This is a genomic window from Variovorax sp. FW301-JW7 (assembly GCF_058788795.1).
Window position 1 is genome coordinate 114191 of the sequence record NZ_JBYTBC010000002.1, and the last position, 22486, is coordinate 136676.

The 22486-nt window shown below is 67.8% G+C and carries 20 protein-coding genes; 8 read left to right on the forward strand and 12 right to left on the reverse strand.

All coding sequences use genetic code 11. From position 1 onward, the window contains the following. Positions 1-88 precede the first annotated feature (88 nt). Positions 89-1360 carry a glutamyl-tRNA reductase gene (hemA, locus tag AC3WQM_RS05500; protein ID WP_139700143.1) on the reverse strand — a complete coding sequence of 424 codons (1272 nt, stop codon included), beginning with the start codon at positions 1358-1360 and terminating at the stop codon, positions 89-91. A gap of 111 nt (positions 1361-1471) precedes the next feature. On the opposite strand from hemA, the gene AC3WQM_RS05505 reads away from it, so the two are divergent. After that, positions 1472-1750 carry a hypothetical protein gene (locus tag AC3WQM_RS05505; protein ID WP_492677269.1) on the forward strand — a complete coding sequence of 93 codons (279 nt, stop codon included), beginning with the start codon at positions 1472-1474 and terminating at the stop codon, positions 1748-1750. A gap of 7 nt (positions 1751-1757) precedes the next feature. Here the strand turns inward: AC3WQM_RS05505 and AC3WQM_RS05510 are convergent, their stop codons facing one another. The 4 genes from AC3WQM_RS05510 to AC3WQM_RS05525 all read right to left on the reverse strand — a co-directional run bounded on the left by AC3WQM_RS05510 (position 1758) and on the right by AC3WQM_RS05525 (position 5021). Further along, positions 1758-2273, reverse strand: a complete 516-nt coding sequence (locus AC3WQM_RS05510; protein ID WP_492677270.1) for a GNAT family N-acetyltransferase — start codon at positions 2271-2273, stop codon at positions 1758-1760. Next, positions 2273-3067 (reverse strand): ABC transporter ATP-binding protein, encoded by a 795-nt coding sequence (locus AC3WQM_RS05515; RefSeq protein WP_492677271.1) that lies wholly within the window; start codon positions 3065-3067, stop codon positions 2273-2275. The genes AC3WQM_RS05510 and AC3WQM_RS05515 overlap by 1 nt, the downstream gene beginning before the upstream one ends. Continuing rightward, positions 3067-3963, reverse strand: a complete 897-nt coding sequence (locus tag AC3WQM_RS05520) for an ABC transporter permease (RefSeq protein WP_062474491.1) — start codon at positions 3961-3963, stop codon at positions 3067-3069. The genes AC3WQM_RS05515 and AC3WQM_RS05520 overlap by 1 nt, the downstream gene beginning before the upstream one ends. 80 nt (positions 3964-4043) lie before the next feature. Then, entirely contained in the window at positions 4044-5021 is a 978-nt protein-coding gene (locus AC3WQM_RS05525; protein WP_492677272.1) for an ABC transporter substrate-binding protein, read from the reverse strand. 225 nt (positions 5022-5246) lie between these two features. On the opposite strand from AC3WQM_RS05525, the gene AC3WQM_RS05530 reads away from it, so the two are divergent. Further along, complete coding sequence (locus tag AC3WQM_RS05530; RefSeq protein ID WP_056578260.1) at positions 5247-5717, forward strand: Lrp/AsnC family transcriptional regulator; 471 nt, start codon at positions 5247-5249, stop codon at positions 5715-5717. Positions 5718-5730: 13 nt separating this feature from the next. Here AC3WQM_RS05530 and AC3WQM_RS05535 read toward each other — a convergent pair whose 3' ends face one another. From AC3WQM_RS05535 to ugpB, 6 genes are all read right to left on the reverse strand, one after another. Beyond that, on the reverse strand, positions 5731-8235 hold the full coding sequence (locus AC3WQM_RS05535) for a DUF3772 domain-containing protein (protein WP_492677273.1): 2505 nt from the start codon (positions 8233-8235) through the stop codon (positions 5731-5733). Between the two features lie 51 nt (positions 8236-8286). Beyond that, positions 8287-9033, reverse strand: coding sequence for a glycerophosphodiester phosphodiesterase (gene ugpQ, locus AC3WQM_RS05540; protein ID WP_492677274.1), 747 nt, complete (start codon positions 9031-9033; stop codon positions 8287-8289). 3 nt (positions 9034-9036) lie between these two features. Further along, entirely contained in the window at positions 9037-10044 is a 1008-nt protein-coding gene (gene ugpC / locus AC3WQM_RS05545; protein ID WP_489059766.1) for a sn-glycerol-3-phosphate ABC transporter ATP-binding protein UgpC, read from the reverse strand. Positions 10045-10047: 3 nt separating this feature from the next. Next, on the reverse strand, positions 10048-10899 hold the full coding sequence (ugpE, locus tag AC3WQM_RS05550) for a sn-glycerol-3-phosphate ABC transporter permease UgpE (RefSeq protein WP_062474482.1): 852 nt from the start codon (positions 10897-10899) through the stop codon (positions 10048-10050). A gap of 39 nt (positions 10900-10938) precedes the next feature. Beyond that, the gene (ugpA, locus tag AC3WQM_RS05555; RefSeq protein WP_492677275.1) at positions 10939-11820 is read right to left on the reverse strand and encodes a sn-glycerol-3-phosphate ABC transporter permease UgpA; all 882 of its coding nucleotides are present in this window, start codon (positions 11818-11820) and stop codon (positions 10939-10941) included. 98 nt (positions 11821-11918) lie between these two features. After that, positions 11919-13229, reverse strand: a complete 1311-nt coding sequence (ugpB, locus tag AC3WQM_RS05560; RefSeq protein WP_489059762.1) for a sn-glycerol-3-phosphate ABC transporter substrate-binding protein UgpB — start codon at positions 13227-13229, stop codon at positions 11919-11921. 227 nt (positions 13230-13456) lie between these two features. Here ugpB and serA point away from each other — a divergent pair, with 227 nt between their 5' ends. The 3 genes from serA (at position 13457) to AC3WQM_RS05575 (ending at position 19184) form a co-directional block, all read left to right on the forward strand. Beyond that, positions 13457-14689: a phosphoglycerate dehydrogenase gene (gene serA, locus AC3WQM_RS05565; RefSeq protein WP_492677276.1), complete on the forward strand. Its 1233-nt coding sequence runs from the start codon at positions 13457-13459 to the stop codon at positions 14687-14689. A gap of 182 nt (positions 14690-14871) precedes the next feature. Then, complete coding sequence (locus AC3WQM_RS05570; RefSeq protein ID WP_492677277.1) at positions 14872-18750, forward strand: DUF3683 domain-containing protein; 3879 nt, start codon at positions 14872-14874, stop codon at positions 18748-18750. Further along, positions 18747-19184 carry an HIT family protein gene (locus AC3WQM_RS05575; RefSeq protein ID WP_492677278.1) on the forward strand — a complete coding sequence of 146 codons (438 nt, stop codon included), beginning with the start codon at positions 18747-18749 and terminating at the stop codon, positions 19182-19184. The genes AC3WQM_RS05570 and AC3WQM_RS05575 overlap by 4 nt, the downstream gene beginning before the upstream one ends. Positions 19185-19199: 15 nt before the next feature. On the opposite strand, the gene AC3WQM_RS05580 is transcribed toward AC3WQM_RS05575, so the two are convergent. Next, entirely contained in the window at positions 19200-19976 is a 777-nt protein-coding gene (locus AC3WQM_RS05580; protein ID WP_492677279.1) for a hypothetical protein, read from the reverse strand. A gap of 105 nt (positions 19977-20081) precedes the next feature. Between AC3WQM_RS05580 and AC3WQM_RS05585 the strand changes: the two genes are divergently transcribed. From AC3WQM_RS05585 to AC3WQM_RS05595, 3 genes are all read left to right on the forward strand, one after another. Further along, positions 20082-20495 (forward strand): gamma-butyrobetaine hydroxylase family protein, encoded by a 414-nt coding sequence (locus tag AC3WQM_RS05585; protein ID WP_159278167.1) that lies wholly within the window; start codon positions 20082-20084, stop codon positions 20493-20495. Positions 20496-20667: 172 nt separating this feature from the next. Beyond that, positions 20668-21399 (forward strand): bifunctional demethylmenaquinone methyltransferase/2-methoxy-6-polyprenyl-1,4-benzoquinol methylase UbiE, encoded by a 732-nt coding sequence (gene ubiE / locus AC3WQM_RS05590; RefSeq protein ID WP_070063595.1) that lies wholly within the window; start codon positions 20668-20670, stop codon positions 21397-21399. 41 nt (positions 21400-21440) lie between these two features. Beyond that, a complete protein-coding gene (locus AC3WQM_RS05595; protein ID WP_489059753.1) occupies positions 21441-22445 on the forward strand; it encodes a Tim44 domain-containing protein in 1005 nt (334 codons plus the stop codon). The last annotated feature ends 41 nt before the right edge of the window (positions 22446-22486 follow it).

Below are 22486 nucleotides of genomic sequence, written 5' to 3' on the forward strand. Positions count from 1 at the left end.
AGGGGGGAGAGGAACGCCGCAGTGCAGCGGCAGGGCGCATGAAAAGCGCGGCCCGCGCGGCGAGCGGGGCCATCGACGCGCGTCGTCGCTAACGCTCTTTGCGCAGGAACAGGCGCGACAGCGTCTGCGCCGTCTGTTCGCGCGAGGCGGCATCGCCCGCGTGCAGCTCGGCCATGGCGCCGTGCATCATCTTCTGCGTGAGGCCGCGCGACATGGCTTCGAGCACCGCATCGATCGATTCGCCCTTGGCCAGCAGCTTGCGCGCGCGGGCCATTTCGGTGGCGCGCCATTCGTCGGCCTGCGCGTTGAGTTGCTGGATCAGCGGCACGGTGCCGCGCTGGCCCAGCCAGTGCATGAAGCTCTGCACGCCGGCGTCGATGATGACTTCGGCCTGTGCCACGGCGGCCTGGCGGTTGGCCTGGCCCTGTTGCACGACCTGGGCGAGGTCGTCCACGGTGTACAGGTAGATGTCTTCGAGGGCCTTCACCTCGGGTTCGATGTCGCGCGGCACGGCCAGGTCGACCATGAACATCGGGCGGTGCTTGCGTGCCTTGAGCGCGCGCTCCACGGCGCCCAGGCCGATGATCGGCAGCGTGCTCGCGGTGCAGCTGATGACGATGTCGAACTCGGCCAGCCGCGCCGGCAGGTCGGCCAGGCGCATGGCTTCGCCGCCGAAGCGTGAAGCCAGCTTTTCGCCGCGCTCCAGCGTGCGGTTGGCGATGGCGATGGCCTTGGGCTCCTTGGCCGCGAAGTGCGTGGCCGCGAGGTCGATCATTTCGCCCGCGCCGACGAACAGCACGCGGGTCTTGCGCAGGTCTTCGAACAGCTGGCCGGCCAGGCGCACGGCGGCCGCGGCCATGCTGATCGAATGGGCGCCGATCTCGGTGGCGGTGCGCACTTCCTTGGCGACCGCGAACGAGCGCTGGAACAACTGGTTGAGCGTGCTGCCGAGCGCGCCGGCGGTTTCGGCCGCGCGCACGGCGTCCTTCATCTGGCCGAGGATCTGGGCCTCGCCGAGCACCATGGAGTCGAGCCCGCTGGCCACGCGGAAGGCATGGCGCGCGGCTTCGTCGTCGTGCAGGGTGTAGGCGTGCGAGCGCAGCAGGGCGGGGGCCACGCCGCCGCTCTGGGCCAGCCAGCCGAAGGTGTGGTCGAGCGCGATGTGCTCGGAGGCGCAATAAATCTCGGTGCGGTTGCAGGTCGAGATGATCGCGGCCTCGACCTGCGGGTGGCTGCTGCTGCCAAAAGAACTGCGCAGGCTGTGCAGCGTCGGGGCGATCTGGTCGAGCGCGAACGCGAAACGACCGCGCAGATCGAGCGGCGCGGTCGTGTGGTTCAAGCCGAGAGCCCAGACTGACATGGCCATGATTATAAAATCAGCAGCCGGGCGAGGTTTGCCGAGGGGCAAATGGCTTTCCCTATGACAGCCATATGCGCCGCCACATGGCCTTGCGCTCACTCACAGCCCCTCATGGACCTGCTGGATCTCTTCAACCACCTGCTTAATTTTGCGGCACCGGCGGCCTTCATCGCCTTGGTGCTCGTGGCTGTCGGGCGCTTCCTCGGCGGCCCGCGCACCGGCATCCCGCGCTGGTGGATGCAATGGGCGATCACCTTCGGAGCCGGCCTGCTGACCTCGCTGGCCGGGCTGATCGTCACGGGACGCGACGGCTCGATGGTCACCTATGCCGCGCTGGCGGTGGTCTGCGGCACCGTGCAGTGGCTCGCGATGCGCGGCTGGGGCCGCTGAGCCGGCCTCAGTCCAGCCGGCGGGCCATGTAGACCGAGTCCCCGGGGTAGGTTGCCAGCCGGGCCTGCTGTGCGTCGTCGGCCGGTGCCGTGGCCGCATAACCCTGGCGCTCCCAGAACCCCACCGAAGCCTGCACCGACACCAGCGTCGAGTGCCGCCAGCCTGCGCGCAGCGCGTGGGCCCAGGCGTGGCGCACGAGGCGCGGCCCCAGGCCCAGCCCCGAGGCCTCGGGGTGCACGGCCAGGTCGTGCAGGTAGAGCGCGTCGGCGTCGGGCGCCACCTCGAAATCGCCGTGCAACGGCGTGAGCTTGCCGCGCTGCGAGGGGTAGGCCGCCAGGTAGGCCTGCACGGCGCCGCCGTGCTCGGCCACCCAGCCGGTGTGCGGCGAGGCCGCCAGCCGCCGCGCGATGAGCACGCCGTCCTCCACGAAGCCCGCGCCGTAGCAGGCGAGCTGGATCGCCAGCACGGCCTCGAGGTCGTCCGCGCGCATGTCGCGCACGAGAAGAGAAGGCGCTGCGTCCATCAAGCGAGCAGCAGCTTGTCGTCGTCCAGCTTCTCGCCGCGCGTCTGCTCGAACATGCGCAGCAGGTCGGGCACGTCCAGGCCCGAACGCTGGTCGCCGGCCACGTCGAGGATGACCTGGCCTTCGTGCAGCATCACGGTGCGCGAACCGTAGTCCAGCGCCTGGCGCATGCTGTGCGTGACCATCATCGCGGTGAGCTGGCTGCCTTCGACGATCTTGGCGGTGAGCTCCAGCACGAAGGCGGCGGTCTTCGGGTCGAGCGCGGCCGTGTGCTCGTCCAGCAGCAGGATGCGCGAGGGCCGCAGCGAGGCCATCAGCAGGCTCACGGCCTGGCGCTGGCCGCCCGAGAGCAGGCCGATGCGGTCGGCCAGGCGGTTTTCCAGGCCCAGCTTCAGGATCGACAGCTTCTCGCGGAACAGCTCGCGCAGGTTGCGGTTGAGCGAAAAGCCGAAGCCGCGCCGCTCGCCGCGCTTCCACGCCAGCGCCATGTTCTCCTCGATGGTCAGCGCCTCGCAGGTACCGGCCATCGGGTCCTGGAACACGCGTGCCACCATGCCCGAGCGCTGCCAGGCGTTCAGGCGCGTCACGTCCTTGCCGTCGATGTCGATGCGGCCCTTGTCGACCATCAGGTCGCCGCTGATCGCATTGAGAAAGGTCGACTTGCCCGCGCCGTTGGAGCCGATCACGGTGACGAACTGGCCGGTCGGAATGTCCAGGCTCAGGCCGCGCAGCACGCGGTTCTCGATCGGCGTGCCCGGGTTGAAGGTGATTTCGAGTTGTTGGGCGCGCAGCATCAGTTCTTCCCCTTGAAGAGTCCGCCCAGCTTGCGCTTGTAGGCGGGCACCAGCAGCGCGAACGCCACGAGCACGGCGGTGACCAGGTTCAGGTCCTGCGCCTGCAGGCCCATGAAGTCGGTGTTCAGCGCCATCGCGATGAAGAAGCGGTACAGCAGCGCACCCAGCACGCAGGCCAGCGTGGTGATGACCATGCTGCGCGCGGGCAGCAGGGTCTCGCCGATGATCACGGCGGCCAGGCCGATCACGATCGTGCCCACGCCCATCGAGATGTCGGCCGTGCCCTGGCTCTGCGCGAACAGCGCACCGGCCAGCGCCACCAGCGCATTGGAGAGCGCCAGGCCCGCCATGGTCTGGAAGTCGGTCGAGATGCCCTGGGCCCGCGCCATGCGCGCGTTGCCGCCGGTGGCGCGCATCGCCAGGCCCGCTTCGGAGGCAAAGAACAGGTCGACCACGATCTTCGCGGCGATCACGATGATCAGCAGCAGCAGCGGCTTGGCCCACTGCTCGGGCATGCCGCCGAAGCTGACCATGCTGAACACGGTGGGTTCGGTGATGAGCGCCACGTTGGGCTTGCCCATCACGCGCAGGTTGATGGAGTACAGCGCGATCATCACCAGGATGCTCGCGAGCAGCTGCATGATCTTCAGCTTGACGTTGAGCCAGGCCGTGAGCCAGCCCGAGGCGGCACCGGCCACGCAGGCCACGGCCGTGGCGGCGGCGGGGTTCCAGCCCGCGACGATGAGCGTCGCGGCCACGGCGGCGCCCAGCGGAAAGCTGCCGTCCACCGTGAGGTCGGGAAAGTTGATGATGCGAAACGACATGAAGACGCCCAACGCGACCAGTCCGAAAATCAGACCGATCTCGATGGCGCCCAGCGAAGCAATGAGGGACATGGGGGCTTCCGGCGGGAGCGCAGTCGGCGGGCCCCGGCGCCCGGCCTGCGCCGGGAGCAGAAGGCCCGCCGGGGCGGCGTTTACTTGGTGCTGACGACCTTCGCCGACTTCAGCAGCGCGTCCGACAGGGTCACGCCCTGCAGCTTGGCCGCGCCGGGGTTCACCACCAGCTCGAAGCTGGTGCTGGTCTGCGAGGCGATGGTGCCGGGCTTCTCGCCCTTGAGGATGCGCACCACGATCTTGCCGGTCTGGCGGCCGATGTCGGTGTAGTTCAGGCCCAGCGCGGCCACGGCGCCGCGCTCGACGGTGGCGGTGTCGGCGGCCACCACGGGCAGCTTGGCCTGCTGGGCCACCTTCACGATGCCCTCGAAGGCCGAGACCACGTTGTTGTCGGTGGGCGTGTAGATCACGTCGGCCTTGCCGACCAGGCTCTGGGCAGCGGTGGGCACGTCGACCGTGCGCGCGGCGGCGGCTTCGACCACCGTCATGCCGGCGGCCGAGGCGGCCTTCTTGAGCGACTCGACGATGGCCACCGAGTTGGCTTCGCCGGGGCTGTAGATCACGCCGACGCGCTTGGCGTTCGGCACGACCTTCTTGATCAGGTCGATGTGCTTCTCGAGCGGCGACAGGTCGGACACGCCCGTCACGTTGGTGCCCGAGGGCTCCCAGTTCTTCACCAGCTTGGCGGCCACCGGGTCGGTGATGGCCGAGTACACGACGGGAATGGTCTTGGTGGCGGCCACGGTCGCCTGCGCCGACGGCGTGGCGATGGCGACGATCACGTCGGGCGCATCGCCCACGTACTTGCGGGCGATCTGGGCGGCGGTGCCCACGTTGCCCTGGGCGCTCTGGTAGGTGAACTTGAGGTTCTTGCCTGCTTCGTAGCCGGCGGCCTTCAGCTCTTCCTTCACGCCGTCGCGCACGGCGTCCAGCGCCGGGTGCTCGACGATGGCGGTCACGGCGACCGACTTGTCGGCGGCCAGGGCCGGTGCGGCGGCGAGCACGCCGAGGGCCAGGGCCACGGCGCTGAAGGGGGTGCGAAGCAAAGCGTTTTTCACGTAAGGGTCTCCGGGTGGGGAAAGGGGTGTGGGTGCGTTCGAAGCCGCCGGCAAGGCACCGGCAAAGCACCAGGGCGCGCAATTCAGCGGCCCGGCGTGGCGCAACGCCGTCCGGGCGCGTCGAAGTCTAGATCGTACTTTGCACAATTAAGGTGCATGAATGCCTCGGGCTTTCCCCGCTTTAGGAAACATAATTTCATCATTGATTCCTACGAGGAGACGAAATTGCAGATCATCGAACTCGACCGGACCGATCGGCGGATTCTGGACCACCTCCAGGCGCACGGCCGAGCCTCCAACCTGGACCTGGCCGAGGTGGCCCAGCTGTCGCCCGCGCAGTGCCTGCGGCGCCACCGGCGGCTCGAAGAGTTGGGGCTGATCAGCGGCTACGCCGCGCGGCTGAATGCGCGCCACATCGGGCTGGGCGTGATCGCCTTCATCCACGTCACGATGGCGCGCGGCCATGTCGACGAGCTGCCCAAGTTCCAGGACCTGATCGCCGACATGCGCCAGATCCTGGAGTGCTACTCGGTGACCGGCGACTTCGACTACGTGCTCAAGGTGGTCGCGCGCGACCTCGAGGCGCTGTCGCAGTTCCTCATGCACACGCTGATGCACATGCCGGGCGTGTCGGCGGTGCGCTCCAGCGTGTGCCTGAACGAGATCAAGTGCACGGGAGCGCTGCCGCTCGAATAGAGAGGCGGATGCCTCAGGTGCTCGTGGTGCCCGGCAAAGGAGAGGCCGGCGTGGCCGGCGCAGGCGACGGTTCGGCGGGCAGCACCGGCGCGGGCGCCGCCATCACCAGCGTCGTGGGCGTGGCCAGCGGCAGGTCGGCCTGCTTGAGCGCGTCGAGGATCGTGAACAGCAGGTCGCTGCGCACGCCGCCCGCCAGCCGGGGGCTCGGCACGTAGGCGATGGCCTGGAAGATCAGCAGCCCGTTCTCGATGCCCTCGAGCGTGAGCGAGGGCGCCGGCGTTTCCAGCACGCCCTCGTGCGCGCGGCAGGCCTCGAGGATCAGCTCGCGCACGCGCTGCGCGTCGGTGGTCAGCGGCATCGGCAGGCGGATCAGCACGCGGCCTTCCGCGTTGGCCAGCGTCATGTTGCGCACGGTCTTGGTGATGAACTCCGAGTTCGGCACGATCAGCGTCGAGCGGTCGCCCAACTGGATCTCGGTGGCGCGCACGTTGATGCGCCGCACGTCGCCCTCGGTGGTGCCCAGCACCACCCAGTCGCCCACCTTCACCGGCTGCTCCGCCAGCAGGATCAGCCCCGAGATGAAGTTCTGCACGATGGCCTGCAGGCCGAAGCCGATGCCCACCGACAGCGCGCTCGCCACCCACGCGATGCGCTCGATGCCGATGCCCAGCGCCGACAGCGAGAACGCCACCACCAGGATGCCGCCCACGTAGCCCAGCAGCGTGGTGATCGAGCTTTGCATGCCCGGCTCGAACTGCGTGCTCGGCAGGTAGCTGCGCGAGAGCCAGCGCTTGAACACCCGCAGCACGATGAAGCCGACCACCGCCACGGCCACGGCGCTGAGGATCGCGCCCGGCACCAGCTGGAACTCGCCCACCTTCACGCCGGTGCCGAGCTTGCCGCCGCGCTGGAACACCTCGCCCGGGCCTGTGCCCAGCGGCGCGGCCAGCGCGACCAGCATGTAGAAGAACAGCGCCACGCGGCTCAGGCCCGAGAGCACCGTGGCCGCCTGGTCGAGTGTCTGCGGCGCCAGGCCGAAGCTCTTCTGCAGCCGCTGGCCGGAGGCGCTGCGCGAGGACACCACGGCCATGAACAGGTCGTCGGCGAACTTGAACAGCACATAGAAGGCCGCCGCGACGATGCCGCTCCAGGTGAGCTGCGAGGCCAGGAAGCTCGCCAGCGCCACGTAGCCGAAAGCCACCAGCACCCAGATGGTGATGACCAGCACCACGATCAGCGCCACCAGCACCCCGACCCACATCGGCCGTTCGGGCAGGCCGGCGTCGGGTGCGTCGGCGCGCAGCGCCTTCAGGCGGTACACGACGGTGCCGACCAGCGCGGTGAGCAGCAGCGCCGTCGCCACATGCGTGGTGACCACGGCGGCAAAGCTGGCGTCGATGAGCGCGTTGAGTTCGGCGGGCGTCCACGCCAGCGCGGCCACCAGCGCCACCAGCCACGGCAGTGCCGACAGGCGCTGCGCCGTGAGGTCGGGAATGGCCGGCAGGCGCCACGACGGCCGCCCCGTGGCCAGCAGCCCGCGCCCCAGGCCGATGATGAACGCCATGAAGGTCAGCGTCTGCGCCGCCGACTGCAGCGCCTTGCGCGCCTGCGCGTCCCACGTGGCGTGCGCCTTGAGCACTTCGACGACGCCGTGCGCGGCCACGGCGACCAGCAGCACGTGCGTCGCGACGATGGCGATCACCAGCAGCGAGCGGCGCAGCCGCCCGGCCGGCAGCACGCGCGTGGCCAGGCGCGCCAGCCCGCGCTCGGCGGCCCAGACGCCCAGCCATGCGAGCAGCAGCGCGCCGATGAACGAGGCGATCACCGGTGTGCGGCTTTCGGGCTGCAGCGCCTGGTCGAAGCCGTCGCCGAGCGCCGCCCCGATCGCCTGCAGCCGTTCGAAATCGTCGGGCCAGGCCTCGCGCAGGTCGTCCCAGAACTCGCTGCCGAGCGGCGAGGCGGCGCGGCTGGTGAGCTCGGCCTCGAACTGCTGGCGCCGCTGCGACACCACGTCGGTGCCGCGCTGGCGCACGTCGATCGCCAGCAGCTTGGCCAGGCGGATGTCCGCATCGAGCGCATTGCGCTCCTTGGTCAGCTGCGCGCGCTGGCGCGTGATGTTGGGGTCTTCGGTGGCGCCGGCGGCGGGCGGGTTGCCGAGTTCGCCGAGCCGCGCGTTCAGGTCGGCCAGCTCGCCGGTGCGGGCGGCGACGAACTTGTCGGCCTGCACGCCGATCTCGTTGATCTGCGCGAGCTGCTTGCGTGCGTCGTCTTCGGCGCCCGGAACGACCGTGGCGTTGGCTTTGCCCGAAGGGGCGATCCGGGCGAACTGCGCGCGCAGCTCCGCGATGGTGGGCGGCGCGGCGGCGGCTGTCGCGGTGTTGGCGCTGTTGTTGGGGTTGCCGTTGCCGGCGTTCATGCTGGCGTCCGGCTGCGCGAAGGCGCCGCCGCACGTCAGCAGGGCCCACAGAGCCAGGAGGGCGGGGAGGCGCAGGCCCGCGAGGCGAGAGGTCCGATTCATGGCCGCATCATAGAAGCCGCCATGACGTAAGAACGGGTAAGAAATGCAGCGTCAGCCCGCAGGACTGAACAGGTCCACCCGGTCGGTGATGATGCCGTCGGTGCCCAGGTCGATGAGCCGCTGCGCGGCCCATTCGTCGTTCACCGTGTAGCTCAGCGAGCGCAGGCCCGCGCCATGCACCTGCGCCACGGTGGCGGCGTCCCACAGCGCTTGGTTGCAGACGATGGCCTGGCAACCCAGGCTCAGCGCGGTGTCGAGCCAGCCGTTCCAGAGCGTGTCGAGCAGCAGGCCGCGCGGCAGCTCGGGCTGCACGGCCTGTGCGCCCTTCAGTGCGTCGACCTGGAACGAAGTGAGCAGCGGCGGCACGGCCGCACCCTGCCAGAGGCGCGCGGCTTCGCGTGCCACCACCTCGCCGGTCTCGCGCTCGGTGCCGGGCGTGGGCTTGATCTCGATGTTCAGCAGCAGCTCGTTGGCACGGCAGAAGCGCGCCAGGTTCTCCAGCGTGGGCAGCGGCTCGCCCGCGAAGGCGCGCGAATGCCAGCCGCCGGCGTCGAGCTGCGACAGCGCGCTCCACGCCTGCTGGCCGCCGATGCCATGGCCGTTGGTGGTGCGATCGAGCGTGGCGTCGTGCATCAGGAAGACCACGCCGTCGGCGCTGAGCTTGGCATCGCACTCGAACATGCGGTAGCCGTGCGAGGCGCCGAAGCGGAAGGCGGCGAGCGTGTTTTCAGGCGCCAGCTTGCCGGCGCCGCGGTGCGCGACCCAGCGGGGGTAGGGCCAGGGGCTGCGTTCCGGCATCGCTCAGTCGGCGCGTTTGCCGGAGCCGGCGTCGAACCAGTGCAGCTTGTCTTCGCGCGCGGCGATCTTCACCGTGTCGCCGGCCACCGGCGGGTGGTCGCCTTCGTCGGTGCGCATGATGATCTGCTCCTCGCCGATGCGGCCGTACACCAGGCGCTCGGCGCCCAGCAGTTCGACCTGCTCGACCTGCACGGTCCAGCCGCTTTCGTCGAGCTTCATGTGCTCGGGGCGGATGCCCAGGATCTGGCCCGGACGCACGCCCGGTGCGTGCTTGAGCAGGTTCATCGGCGGCGAGCCGATGAAGCTCGCCACGAAGGTGGTGGCGGGCTTGGAGTACACCTCTTCGGGCGTCGCGAACTGGTCCATCACGCCGCCGTTCATCACGATGATGCGTTGCGCCAGCGTCATGGCCTCGACCTGGTCATGCGTGACGAACAGCGAGGTGATGCCGAGTTCGCGGTGCAGCTTCTGGATTTCGAGGCGGGTCTGCGCGCGCAGCTTGGCGTCCAGGTTCGACAGCGGTTCGTCGAACAGGAACACGCGCGGCTGGCGCACGATGGCGCGGCCCATGGCCACGCGCTGGCGCTGGCCGCCCGAGAGTTCGCGCGGCTTGCGTTCGAGCAGGTGGCCCAGCTCGAGGATCTTGGCCGCCTTGTCGACGCGCACCTTGATCTCGGCGGTCGGCACCTTGGCGATCTTCAGGCCGTAGGCCATGTTCGCGAACACGCTCATGTGCGGGTACAGCGCGTAGTTCTGGAACACCATGGCGATGTCGCGCTCGGAGGGTTCGAGCTGGTTCACCACCTTGCCGCCGATGGCGATCTCGCCGGCCGAGATTTCCTCGAGGCCGGCCACCATGCGCAGCAGCGTCGATTTGCCGCAGCCCGAGGGGCCGACGATGACGATGAATTCATGGTCGGCGATCTCGGCGCTCACGCCGTGGATGACCTGGTTGGCTTTCGGCCCGTGGCCGTAGCGCTTGATGACGTTGCGTAGGGAAAGAGCTGCCATTTTTTATTTCTCGGTATCAACAAGGCCCTTGACGAACCACTTTTGCATCAGGATCACCACCAGCGCGGGCGGCAGCATCGCCAGGATGGCGGTGGCCATCACGACGTTCCATTCGTTCTGTCCGTCGCCGCCGGCAATCATTCGCTTGATGCCGACCACCACGGGGTACATGTCTTCGCTCGTGGTCGCCAGCAGCGGCCACAGGTACTGGTTCCAGCCGTAGATGAACTGGATCACGAACAGCGCCGCGATCGAGGTCTTCGACAGCGGCAGCAGCACATCGAAGAAGAAGCGCATGGGGCTCGCGCCGTCCATGCGCGACGCTTCGGTGAGCTCGTCGGGCACCGTGAGGAAGAACTGGCGGAACAGGAAGGTCGCCGTGGCCGACGCGATCAGCGGCACCGTCAGGCCCGCGTAGGTGTTCAGCATGTTCAGGTCGGACAGCACCTTGTAGGTGGGCAGGATGCGCACCTCCACCGGCAGCATCAGCGTCACGAAGATCGCCCAGAAGCAGATCTTCTTGAATGGGAAGCGGAAGTACACGATGGCGAAGGCCGACAGCAGCGAGATGGTGATCTTGCCGATGGCGATGACCATGGCCGTCACGAAGCTCACCCACATCATGTGCGCCACCGGGGCGTTGGAGCCCGCGCTGCTCTCGCGCCCGAACAGGGCGCCCTTGTAGCTGTCGACGATGTTCGAGCCGGGGGTCAGGGGCATCGGCGCCTGCACGATCTCCTGGGCCGTGTGCGTGGACGCCACGAACGCCAGGTAGAGCGGGAAGGCGACGATGAACACGCCCAGGATCATGATGACGTGGGCCAGGATGCCCTGCGTACCGCGTTTCTCAACCATGCTGCGCTCCGCCCAGTTCGATTTGTTCTTGTTGCTTCATCAGTACTGCACTTTCTTCTCGACGTAGCGGAACTGGATGACGGTCAGCGCCACCACGATCACCATCAGCACCACCGACTGCGCGGCCGAGCCGCCGAGGTCGAGCCCCTTGAAACCGTCGTGGTAGACCTTGTAGACCAGGATGGTCGTGTCCTTGCCCGGGCCGCCCTGCGTGGCTGCGTCGACGATCGCGAAGGTGTCGAAGAAGGCGTAGACCACGTTGATCACCAGCAGGAAGAAGGTGGTGGGCGACAGCAGCGGGAACTGCACGGTCCAGAAGCGGCGCCACGGGCGCGCGCCGTCGATGGCCGCAGCCTCGATCAGCGACTTCGGAATCGACTGCAGCCCGGCCAGGAAGAACAGGAAGTTGTACGAGATCTGCTTCCACACCGAGGCCATCACGATCAGCGTCATGGCGTGGCCCGAGTCGAGCAGGTGGTTCCAGTTGATGCCGATCTTGCCCAGGGCATAGGCCACCACGCCCAGCGAGGGCGAGAACATGAAGACCCACAGCACAGCCGCCACGGCGGGCGCCACGGCGTACGGCAGGATCAGCATGGTCTTGTAGAACATGCCGCCGCGGGTGATGCGGTCGGCGAACACGGCCAGCATCAGCGACAGGCTGATGCCGATGCCGGCCACCAGCACCGAGAACAGCGCCGTGGTCTTGAACGACTCGGCATAGGCCGGGTCGTCGAAGAGCTGGCGGAAGTTGTCGAACCCGACGAACTCGACCGAGGTGCCGAACGCGTCCTGCTGCTGCAGCGACTGCAACAGCGCCTGGCCGGCCGGCCAGAAGAAAAACACGAGGATCACCGCCATCTGCGGTGTCAGCAGCAGCCAGGGCAACCAGCCCGAGCGAAAGAAAACGCGTTTTTCCATGAAGCCCCTACATAAAAAATCCCGCCCGGCGCGCCCTGGAAGAAGGGCGTGCGGGGGCGGGCGATATTAGCCGGACACGGAGCCCGGAACTTCAATCGTTAGCTTTTGTTCGCCTTTTGGAAGCGTTCCAGCTGTTCGTTGCCGCGGGTCACGATGGCGTCGAGGGCTTCCTTGGCCGTCTTCTTGCCGCCCCAGACCTGTTCGAGCTCTTCGTCCTCGATGGCGCGGATCTGCACGTAGTTGCCCAGGCGGATGCCGCGGCTCTTGTCGGTGACCTTGCGGATCATCTGCGTCACGGCCACGTCGGTGCCGGGGTTCTGCTTGTAGAAGCCCGATTCCTCGGTGAGCTTGTACGAGGCGGTGGTCACCGGCAGGTAGCCGGTGCGCTTGTGGCTGGCGGACTGCACTTCAGGCGTCGAGATGAAGCTGAAGAACTTGGCCACGCCCTTGTACTCGGCGGCCTTCTTGCCCGACATGACCCACAGGCTGGCGCCGCCGATCACGGTGTTCTGCGGTGCGCCCGGCACGTCCGGGTAGTAGGGCAGGGGGGCCAGGCCGTAGGCGAACTTGGCGTTCTTGGCCACGTTGCCGTAGAAGCCCGAGGACGTGTTGATCATGGCGCACTCGCCCGACACGAACGAGGCTTCAGGCACGTTGCCGCGGCCCTTGTAGATGAACAGGCCCTGCTTGGACATGCTGGCCAGGTTCTCGATGTGGCGCTGGTGCAGCGGCGAATTCACCTTCAGGCGCGCGTCCAGGCCCTGCAGGCCGTTGGCCTTGCTGGCGAACTCCACGTTGTGCCAGGCCGAGAAGCTCTCGACCTGCGTCCAGTTCTGCCAGGCCGTGGTGAACGGGCACTTGTGGCCGCTGGCCTTGAGCTTGGCGGCGGCGGCCACCACTTCGGGCCAGGTGGCGGGCGCCTTGTCGGTGGGCAGGCCGGCCGCCTTGAAGGCGTCCTTGTTGAAATAGAAGATGGTGGTCGAGCTGTTGAACGGGAAGCTCAGCATCTGGCCGTTGGGGGCGGTGTAGTAACCGGCCACGGCGGGGATGTAGGCGGCCGGGTCGAACTTCTCGCCCGCGTCCTTCATGACCTGGCCGACCGGAATGACGGCACCCTTGCTGGCCATCATGGTGGCGGTGCCCACTTCGAACACCTGCAGGATGTGCGGCGCGTTGCCCGAGCGGAAGGCCGCGATGGAGGCCGTCATGGATTCGTCGTACGTGCCCTTGAAGGTCGGGACGACCTTGTAGTCCTTCTGGCTCTCGTTGAACTGCTTGGCCAGGTCGTTGACCCACTCGTTGTTGACGGCGGTCATGGAATGCCACCACTGGATCTCGGTCTGGGCCTGGGCTGCATTGAACAGCGTGGCGGCCAGCGCCGATGCCAACGCGAGCGTCTTGAATCGCATGAAGACTCCTGAAGGGAAAAATGGAAAGCGCGAATGCTAGGGCATGTGCGTGACACAGCCGCGTCACATTGGGGCACGGACCCGGGGGCTATTCCAATCGGGGAAACCCCTTTGGCGCCAAGCCCGGCGCGGGTTGCGGGGCTCATGCTGCGCTGCACCATGCTAGCATCGTCCTCCCCTTTTTTGGCCTAGCTTGTCGCCATGGCCGGGGCCTCCTCGAGTACGTCATGAGCAGCAAAACCTCCCTCGACAAAAGCAGGATCAAGTTCCTTTTGCTCGAAGGCATTCACCCCTCGGCCGTGGAGGTGCTGCGCGCCGCCGGCTACACCAACATCGAGTCGCTGCCGGGTGCATTGCCCGACGCCGAACTCAAGGCCAAGATCGCCGACGTGCACTTCGTGGGCATCCGCTCGCGCACCCAGCTGACGGCCGATGTGTTCGCTGCCGCGCACAAGCTGGTGGCGGCCGGGTGCTTCTGCATCGGCACCAACCAGGTCGACCTCGAAGCCGCCCGCGAACACGGCGTGGCCGTGTTCAACGCCCCGTATTCCAACACCCGCTCGGTGGCCGAGCTGGTGCTGGCCGAAGCCATCCTGCTGCTGCGCGGCGTGCCCGAGAAGAGCGCTGTGGCGCACCGTGGCGGCTGGCTCAAGTCGGCCGACAACGCCTTCGAGATCCGCGGCAAGACGCTGGGCATCGTGGGCTACGGCTCCATCGGCGCACAGCTGTCGGTGCTGGCCGAGGCGCTGGGCATGCACGTGGCCTTCTTCGACGTGGTCACCAAGCTGCCGCTGGGCAACGCCCGCCAGGTGCGCGAGCTGCACCAGCTGTTGGGCCAGAGCGACATCGTGACCCTGCACGTGCCCGAGACGCAGGCCACCCAGTGGATGATCGGCGCGGCCGAGATCGCCGCCATGAAGCCGGGGTCGATCCTGATCAACGCCTCGCGCGGCACCGTGGTCGAGATCGAAGCGTTGGCCGGGGCGCTGAAAGACAAGAAGCTGCTGGGCGCCGCGATCGACGTGTTCCCGGTGGAGCCGCGCAGCAACAAGGACGAGTTCCAGTCGCCGCTGCGCGGGCTGGACAACGTGATCCTCACGCCGCACATCGGCGGCTCGACCATGGAGGCGCAGGCCAACATCGGGCTCGAAGTGGCCGAAAAGCTGGTCAAGTACAGCGACAACGGCACCTCGACCTCGTCGGTCAACTTCCCCGAGGTGGCGCTGCCGGCGCACCCGGGCAAGCACCGCCTGCTGCACATCCACCGCAACGTGCCGGGCGTGCTGTCCGAGATCAACAAGATCTTCTCGGACAACAACATCAACATCTCCTCGCAGTTCTTGCAGACGAACGAGAAGGTCGGCTATGTCGTGATGGACATCGACGCGGCCTCGTCCGACCTGGCGCTGGAGAAGCTGGCCAAGGTGAACGGGACGATTCGCAGCCGCGTGCTGTTCTAAGCCCCCTGTCTTTCCCCCTCTCCCTCGGGAGAGGGCGGGGGTGAGGTCCGGCGGCCTCCACGGCAGGCATCGGGCCTGCCATAGGGAATAGCGGAAAGGGAAGGGCAAAGACCCCAAGGCCTGCCCTAAAATCCACCCCCCGGCTACATGGGCGCGCAGCGCCTGGCCAAGGGCCCCACCCGATGAATGCTCCGACCGCGTTGAATACGCTGTTGTCACAGGCCGCAGAGCCTGTACGACTGCGCGAGATCCCTTACAACTACACCAGCTTCTCCGACCGGGAGATCGTGCTTCGCCTGCTGGGCGAACGCGGCTGGGACCTGCTCCAGACCCTGCGTGCCGAGCGCCGCACCGGCCGATCGGCGCGCATGCTCTACGAGGTGCTGGGCGACATCTGGGTGGTGCAGCGCAACCCCTACCTCGTCGACGACCTGCTCGACAACCCGCGCCGCCGCGGCCAGCTGGTCGACGCCCTGCGCCACCGCCTGGGCGAGGTGCAGAAGCGCCGCACCCCCGACAGCGACCTGCCGCGCGACCAGCTGGTGGGCGAGCTCACTGGCCTCGTCAGCCAGGCCGTCGCCGCCTTCGACGACACCTTCCGCGAAGTTGCCGCCCTGCGCCGCAAGGCCACGCGCGTGCTGCGCCGGCTCACGGCCAAGGACAACATCAAGTTCGACGGCCTCTCGCGCGTGTCGCACGTGACCGACGCCACCGACTGGCGCGTCGAGTATCCCTTCGTCGTGCTGTGCCCCGACACCGAGGTCGAGATGGCGCTGCTGGTCAAGGGCTGCATCGAGCTGGGCCTGACCATCATTCCGCGCGGGGGCGGCACCGGCTACACCGGCGGCGCCATCCCGCTGACCTGGAAGAGCGTGGTCATCAACACCGAGAAGCTCGAGGCCATGACCGAGGTCGAGCACGTGGCGATGCCCGGCCTCGACCACCCCGTGCCCACCATCTGGACCGAGGCCGGCGTGGTCACCCAGCGCGTGGCCGACGCGGCCGAGCGCGCGGGCTTCGTGTTCGCGGTCGACCCGACCTCCGCCGAGGCCTCGTGCGTCGGCGGCAACGTCGCCATGAACGCCGGCGGCAAGAAGGCCGTGCTCTGGGGCACGGCGCTGGACAACCTCGCCTCGTGGCGCATGGTCACGCCGCAGGCCGAATGGCTCGAAGTGACCCGCATCGGCCACAACCTGGGCAAGATCCACGACGCCGAGAGCGCCCTGTTCGAGCTGCAGTACTTCGCGGCCGACGGCAAGACCAAGCTGCGCACCGAGCGCCTCGACATTCCCGGCAAGACCTTCCGCAAGGAAGGCCTGGGCAAGGACGTGACCGACAAGTTCCTCTCGGGCCTGCCGGGCATCCAGAAAGAGGGCTGCGACGGCCTCATCACGAGCTGCCGCTGGGTGGTGCACAAGATGCCGGCGCACACGCGCACCGTGTGCCTCGAATTCTTCGGCAACGCGAAAGACGCGGTGCCCAGCATCGTCGAGATCAAGGACTTCATGTTCGCCGAGCAGAAGCGCTCGGGCGTGCTGCTGGCCGGCCTCGAGCACCTGGACGACCGCTACCTCAAGGCGGTCGGCTATGCGACGAAATCAAAGAAGCACGGCGGCCTGCCCAAGATGGTGCTGTTCGGCGACATCGCCGGCGACGACGCCGATGCGGTGGCCCGCGTCACCTCGGAAGTGGTGCGCATCGCCAACTCGCGCAGCGGCGAAGGCTTCATTGCCATCAGCCCCGAGGCGCGCAAGAAATTCTGGCTCGACCGCAAGCGCACGGCCGCCATCAGCAAGCACACCAACGCCTTCAAGATCAACGAAGACGTGGTGATCCCGCTGCCGCGCATGGCCGAGTACAGCGACGGCATCGAGCGCATCAACATCGAACTGTCGCTGCAGAACAAGCTGGCGCTCACCGACGCGCTCGAAGCCTTCCTCACGCGCGGCAACCTGCCGCTGGGCAAGACCGACGACGCGCACGAGATTCCCGCGGCCGAGTTGCTGGAAGACCGCGTGGCGCAGGCCGTGGCGCTGGTGCACGAGGTGCGCGCGCTGTGGGCCGGCTGGCTGCAGAACGTCGACGCGCTGTTCCCGCAACTGCAGGACCACACCTTGCGCGCCAGCTGGAAGACCCAGCTGCGCCAGCCGCTGCAGGAGATTTTCTCGGGCGCCGAGTTCGGGCCGATCCTGGCCGAGTGCACCGCCATCCACAAGCAGGTGCTCAAGGGCCGCGTGTGGGTCGCGCTGCACATGCACGCGGGCGACGGCAACGTGCACACCAACCTGCCCGTGAACAGCGACAACTACGAGATGCTGCAGACCGCGCACGCCGCGGTGGTGCGCATCATGGCGCTGGCACGCAGCCTGGACGGCGTGATCTCGGGCGAGCACGGCATCGGCATCACCAAGCTCGAATTCCTGAGCGACGAAGAGCTGCGCCCCTTCACCGAATACAAGGCCCGGGTCGACCCCGAAGGCCGCTTCAACAAGGGCAAGCTGCTGCGCGCGCCCGCGGGGCAGGCGCAGACGCTGCACGCCGACCTGACCAATGCCTACACGCCGAGCTTCGGTCTCATGGGGCACGAGTCATTGATCATGCAGCAGAGCGACATCGGTGCCATCGCCGACAGCGTGAAGGACTGCCTGCGCTGCGGCAAGTGCAAGCCGGTGTGCGCCACGCACGTGCCGCGCGCCAACCTGCTGTACAGCCCGCGCAACAAGATCCTCGCGACCTCGCTGCTGGTGGAGGCCTTCCTCTACGAAGAGCAGACGCGGCGCGGCATCAGCATCAAGCACTGGGAAGAGTTCGAGGACGTGGCCGACCACTGCACCGTGTGCCACAAGTGCCTCACGCCGTGCCCGGTGAAGATCGACTTCGGCGACGTGTCGATGAACATGCGCAACCTGCTGCGCAAGATGGGCCAGAAGAGCTTCCGCCCCGGCAACGCGGCCGCGATGTTCTTCCTGAACGCGACCAATCCGCAGACCATCAAGGCGGTGCGCGCCGGCATGGTGGGCATCGGCTTCAAGGCGCAGCGCATGGCCAACGACCTGCTGCGCGGCCTCGCGAAGAAGCAGACCGGCGCGCCGCCGGCCACGCTGGGGCCTGCGCCCATCAAGGAGCAGGTGATCCACTTCATCAACAAGAAGATGCCGGGCAACCTGCCGAAGAAGACGGCGCGCGCGCTGCTCGACATCGAGGATGCCGACTACGTGCCGATCATCCGCAACCCGAAGGCGACCACCTCGGAAACCGAGGCCGTCTTCTACTTCCCGGGCTGCGGCTCGGAGCGGCTGTTCTCGCAGGTGGGCCTGGCCACGCAGGCGATGCTCTGGCACGCGGGCGTGCAGACCGTGTTGCCGCCGGGCTACCTGTGCTGCGGCTATCCGCAACGCGGCAGCGGCCAGTTCGACAAGGCCGAGAAGATGATCACGGACAACCGCGTGCTCTTCCACCGCGTCGCCAACACGCTCAACTACCTCGACATCAAGACCGTGGTGGTGAGCTGCGGCACCTGCTACGACCAGCTGCAGGGCTACCAGTTCGACAAGATCTTCCCGGGCTGCCGGATCATCGACATCCACGAGTACCTGCTCGAAAAGGGCATCACGCTCGCCGATGCCGGCGGTGGCGGCTACCTGTACCACGACCCCTGCCATTCGCCGATGAAGCAGCAGGACCCGATGAAGACCGTGAAGGCGCTGGTCGGCGACAACGTGCTCAAGAACGACCGCTGCTGCGGCGAGTCGGGCACGCTGGGCGTGTCGCGGCCCGACATCTCCACGCAGATCCGCTTCCGCAAGGAAGAAGAGCTGAAGAAGGGCGAGGCCGCGCTGCGCGAGAGCGGCAACGTCGGCGCGACCGACAACGTGAAGATCCTCACCAGCTGCCCGAGCTGCCTGCAAGGCCTCTCGCGCTACGGCAACGACCTGAACAACGGCCTGCTCGAAGCCGACTACATCGTGGTCGAGATGGCCAACAAGCTGCTCGGCGACGACTGGATGCCGAACTACGTGGCCGCTGCCAACCAGGGCGGCATCGAGCGGGTGCTCGTATGACGGCGGTGGCGGGTTGCCCGCTGTGCGACGCGCCCGGCGGGCGCATCGTGTTCGAGGGCGCGAAGCTGCGCGTGATCTATGCGCAGGAAGAAGGCTTTCCGGCCTTCTACCGCGTGGTGTGGCGCGACCATGCGGCGGAGTTTTCCGACCTCGATGCGGCCGACCGCGCGCTGTGCATGGAGGCCGTGGTGCGCGTGGAGCAATGCCTGCGCGACGCGCTGGCGCCCACCAAGCTCAACATCGCCGCGCTCGGCAACATGGTGGCGCACCTGCATTGGCATGTGATCGCGCGCTTCGACTGGGACAGCCATTTCCCGGGTTCGGTCTGGGCCGCCGTGCAGCGGACCGCGCCGGCCGAGCGGCTGGCCGCCGTGCAGGCGCGGTTGCCGCAGGCGGAGGCCGACATGGTCCGCCGGCTCGCGTCGCTGGCCTGAGGCCTTCGTTTCTTCTCAGCTGGCCGCAGCGACCGTCTTGCGGTCCGCGCAGGCCTGCTTGAATTCCGGCGTGGCGCGCGTTTCCTTCGAGAAGCGCTTCGAGGCCACGCTGCCATCCCTGCACACGCGATCGAGCTCGGCCTGGGCGCTCTTGTTGCCCGCATGCGCGGCGTGGGCCAGCAGGCGCACCGCGTGGAAGGGCAGCGCACCCGAGGTGCCGGATGACGCCGTGGCTGCAGCGGACGTCGGCTGCGGTGTTGCTGCAGCCTTGACCGGTTCCGCTGGCAGCGTGCGTGCGGTGCTGGCCGAGGTCGGCATGCGCTCGACGGCGGTGAAGTCGCCGCTCTTGCCGGCGCGCTCGACCATCTGCCGGTAGCTGTCCATCATGAACGACGTGTCCTTGGGCGTGAGCTCCTTCGCCGGCTTGGCGAGGTAGGCCGCGACCTCGGGTGGCAGCGCGGCGTTCACGGCGCTCAGTTCGTGCGCGCCGCCGAAGCCCCGCGAGCCGGCCTGCGCGGCATGCGCCGCATCGTCGCCCAGCGCCATCGCACCCTTGGCGGCCACGCCGGTTGCACCTTCGGCCGCCACCGCACCGGCGCCGACTGCTGCGCCCTTGCCCGCCACGCCGGCCGCCTTGCCGGCGGTCGCGGCCTTGCCGGCCGCCTTGCCGATCAGGCCCCAGAAGGCATGGGCCGGTGGGGCGAGGGCGGCGCCCGCGAGCGCGGCGCAAAGGACGAGGGCGGCCCGGTTCGGACGCGACAGGAGGCGGGGAAAGCGTGTGCGTGACGGCATGCCGCAATGCTAAGCGCAGGTGGTCGGCACGCCGCCGCGGAGCGCGCGGCATACTGCGCGAGTCCTCTCCCTTTTCTCTTTTCTCTTCTTCCGAACGGATTCCCCATGGCAGGTTTGCAAGCCGGCGCGCCGACGCCCCAATCGATCACCGTGCATGGCCAGTCGCGCGTGCTCGAAGTCGGCTTCTCGGACGGCGCGACCTTCCGCATCCCCTTCGAGCTGATGCGCATCTACTCGCCCTCGGCCGAGGTGCAGGGCCACGGTCCGGGGCAGGAGGTGCTGCAGACCGGCAAGCGCGAGGTCGACCTGGTCGGGCTCGAGCCGGTCGGCAACTACGCCGTGCAGCCCGCCTTCAGCGACGGCCACAACTCCGGCATCTACACCTGGAGCCTGCTCTATGACCTGGGCGCCCGGCAGGCCGAGCTGTGGGCCGACTACGAGCGGCGCCTGGCCGCAGCCGGCGTGGACCGCGATGCCCCGATGGCCGACAAGGGCGGCCACGCCTGCAGCAGCCATTGAGCGTCGCCGGAACCGAGGGTAAACATACCCTGTTGCTATTGAAAAGATAGCCTTACAGATAGCAAAGACGCGCGTTGCGGCGGCCCTCCGTTGGAGGAAAAAGCAACAAATGTCCGCCGTGCCCGCGGGGTCGTCGCCTTGAAGGAATGCCTTCCGGCCTAACATCCACCGCATGAGTACAACCCACTTCGGCTTCGAGAAAGTCGACGAAAGCGAGAAGGCGCAACGTGTTCGCGGCGTCTTCGACTCGGTGGCCTCGCGCTACGACATCATGAACGACCTGATGTCGGCCGGACTGCACCGGGCCTGGAAGGCCTACACCGTGATGGTCGCGAACGTGGGCGAAGGCTCGCGCGTGCTCGACATCGCAGGCGGCACCGGCGACCTCGCGCTTGCCTTCTCGAAGAAGGTCGGCGCCACGGGCCAGGTGGTTCATACCGACATCAACGAAGCCATGCTGCGCACCGGCCGCAACCGCCTGCTCGACGCCGGCGTGGTGCTGCCCACCACGGTCTGCGACGCCGAGAAGCTCCCCTTTCCCGACAACCACTTCGACGTGGTCACCGTGGCCTTCGGCCTGCGCAACATGACGCACAAGGACGTCGCGCTCAAGGAGATGAACCGCGTGCTCAAGCCGCGCGGCAAGCTGCTGGTGCTCGAGTTCTCGAAGGTCGCCAAGCCGCTCACGAAGGCCTACGACTGGTATTCGTTCAACGTGCTGCCGCGCCTGGGCAAGCTCGTGGCCGGCGACGACGCGAGCTACCGCTACCTGGCCGAATCGATCCGGATGCATCCCTCGCAAGAGGAGCTCAAGACCCTCATGAAAGAGGGCGGTTTCGGACATGTGGACTATCACAACATGACGGGGGGAATTGCAGCCCTCCATGTTGGAATCAAGTGTTGATCACGATGACGACGCGAATTTTTCGCTCAAGAGGAGACGGCATGAAGAGTTTGGGTTCTTTGTTTTTGGCAGCAGCGCTGGTGCTGGGGAGCGTTCAGGCGGAAGCCGCACGCATGGGCGGCGGCAAGTCCGTCGGTCGCCAGTCGTCCAACGTGACGCAGCGCCAGGCCACGCAGCCCGCGGCCCCCGCGCAGCAGAACGCGACCAATGCGGCGCCCAAGCCCGCAACGCCCGCCGCCGCTGCACCGAAGCGCCCGTGGGGCGCAATGCTCGGCGGCCTCGCCGCCGGCCTGGGCCTGGCATGGCTCGCGAATTCGTTGGGCCTCGGCGCCGGCTTCGCCAACATCCTGCTGATCGCGCTGCTGGCCTTTGCTGCGCTCGCGGTGTGGCGCATCTTCAAGGCGCGCTCGGCCGCGTCGTCGGGCAATGCCAACCGCCAGGGCGCTTTCGCCTTCCAGGGCGCTGGCAGCCCCGCCGATGCACGCGCACCGGCACAGTACAGCCCGGCCAACGTCGGCAACGACGCCTCGGCACGGCCGTGGGAGCGCAACGCCACCGCCTTCGACGCCGCACCGGCATCGCACGGCAGCAGCCTCTCGGCCGCGGGTGCCGCAGCCGGCGGCAGCATGATCGGTTCGGCGCTTGCCGGTTCGCAGTCCTGGGGCATCCCCGCGGGCTTCGATGCCGACGGCTTCCTCACCGCCGCCAAGCGCAACTTCGTGACCCTGCAAGACGCCTGGGACCGCGCTGACGTGTCGATGCTGCGTTCCATGATGACCGACAGCATGGTCGAAGAGATCCGCACGCAGCTGGCCGACCGCGCCAGCCACACGGGCGGTGCGCTCAACAAGACCGAGGTCGTGATGCTCGACGCCAAGCTGCTGGGCATCGAAGAGCTGCCCGACGCCTACATGGCGAGCGTGGAGTTCTCCGGCATGATCCGCGAAGACGCGTCGGCGGGCCCGGCCCCGTTCCGCGAAGTCTGGAACATGACCAAGACCGGCAGCGCTGGCTGGCTCGTCGCAGGCGTGCAAGCGCTGCAGTGAAGTAAAAGGCTCGCCCCCAGGCTTCGCGCACTGCGTGTCGC